This window comes from Aeromonas bivalvium (genome assembly GCF_000819765.1).
GTDB lineage: Bacteria > Pseudomonadota > Gammaproteobacteria > Enterobacterales > Aeromonadaceae > Aeromonas > Aeromonas bivalvium.
The window spans coordinates 1-1,421 of record NZ_CDBT01000025.1; the positions used below are offsets into that span (position 1 = coordinate 1).

Below are 1,421 nucleotides of genomic sequence, written 5' to 3' on the forward strand. Positions count from 1 at the left end.
GATTTAGTTGACCACTACATCACTCAGGCCAAAGCTACGAGCACAGGCGCCAATGGGTTGCCGACAAACTGGGCCAGCTGTCGCAAGTCTTTGCTATCGGCATCTGTGCCTATGCGGTGATGAGCAATCAAGAAGCTGGGACACCCACCCAATGGAAAAGCTGGGACACCCACCTAACCCAGCTTTGACAACTCACTCACCTCAGACTTTCCTTAAACCGAGAGACCCGAGGAGAGAGCCACCATGACCATCGCCCGTTCACGCCAGATCAGCCTCGCCGATACGCCCTATTACCACGTGGTCAGCCGCTGCGTCCGGCGCGCCTTTCTCTGCGGCCAGGATGATCACTCAGGCCAAAGCTACGAGCACAGGCGCCAATGGGTTGCCGACAAACTGGGCCAGCTGTCGCAAGTCTTTGCCATCGGCATCTGTGCCTATGCCGTGATGAGCAATCACTATCATCTGGTACTCAAGGTGCAGGCCGATATTGCCCATGAGTGGAGCGAGCGGGAAGTGGCAGAGCGCTGGGCACGCCTGTTTCAGTGGCCCTTGCTGGTGCGGCGCTGGCATCAGGGAGAGACGTTGATAACACCCGAGCGAGACGTGGTGCACCAGCTGATCGCGCAATGGCGGGAGAGGCTCTACTCCATCAGCTGGTTGGTACGCTTGCTGAACGAGTCGCTGGCCCGCGAGGCCAACCAGGAAGATGGCTGCAAGGGTCACTTCTGGGAAGGGCGCTTCAAAAGTCAGGCTCTGCTCACCGAGTCGGCACTGCTGGCCTGCATGGCCTATGTGGACCTCAATCCCATTCGAGCGGGCATCGCTCACACGCTAGAGGAGAGTGACTACACCAGTATCCAGCAGAGGATAGACGCAACCACAGAAGAGGTGACACCCTCCCCATGGTTGCTTCCTTTTTCCACCAAGGGGGAGTCAGAAGCACTGCCCTACGGTTTTACCGATTATCTTGCCCTGGTGGATTGGACTGGAAGGGCCATCAGAGCCGATAAACGAGGATACATTCCAGACACCCTTTCCCCCATCTTGCAGCGACTCGGACTCGATGAATCACTATGGCTGAAACAGGTAGCCCTGTTTCGACGCCTGGGTATCAGAGCCGTAGGAGACAAGACAGGCTGCCAGCGATATGCCGAGCATTGCGGCCAGACGCGATGCTACCAGCCCCGAATATAACGATCATGTCGCTGATTTACCTCTGCTCACTTCGCCATAGATCCCAGGCGCCAGACCCTAACTTTCGCATGAGACCCAAAAACCCCGGGCCAAGGCACCAACCCTCCCTGCGCACCTGACCATCTGCCGCTCTCGCTCTGATATCGACAGCCCCATGGATGCGCCAATAACACGTCCTATTTGATGGGTGTCCCAAAACAAACACCTCCCAAAACAAACACCAAAAC

1 protein-coding gene is annotated in these 1,421 nt (G+C 56.9%); it reads left to right on the top strand.

The annotated features are described in order from the left end of the window. Positions 1-243 precede the first annotated feature (243 nt). Positions 244-1,194, top strand: a complete 951-nt coding sequence (locus BN1119_RS09720) for a transposase (RefSeq protein WP_041997260.1) — start codon at positions 244-246, stop codon at positions 1,192-1,194. The last annotated feature ends 227 nt before the right edge of the window (positions 1,195-1,421 follow it).

Bases quoted from the DNA above. Each gene is read 5' to 3' on its own strand.
- BN1119_RS09720 (WP_041997260.1), top strand. From the start codon at position 244: ATGACCATCGCCCGTTCACGCCAGATCAGCCTCGCCGATACGCCCTAT.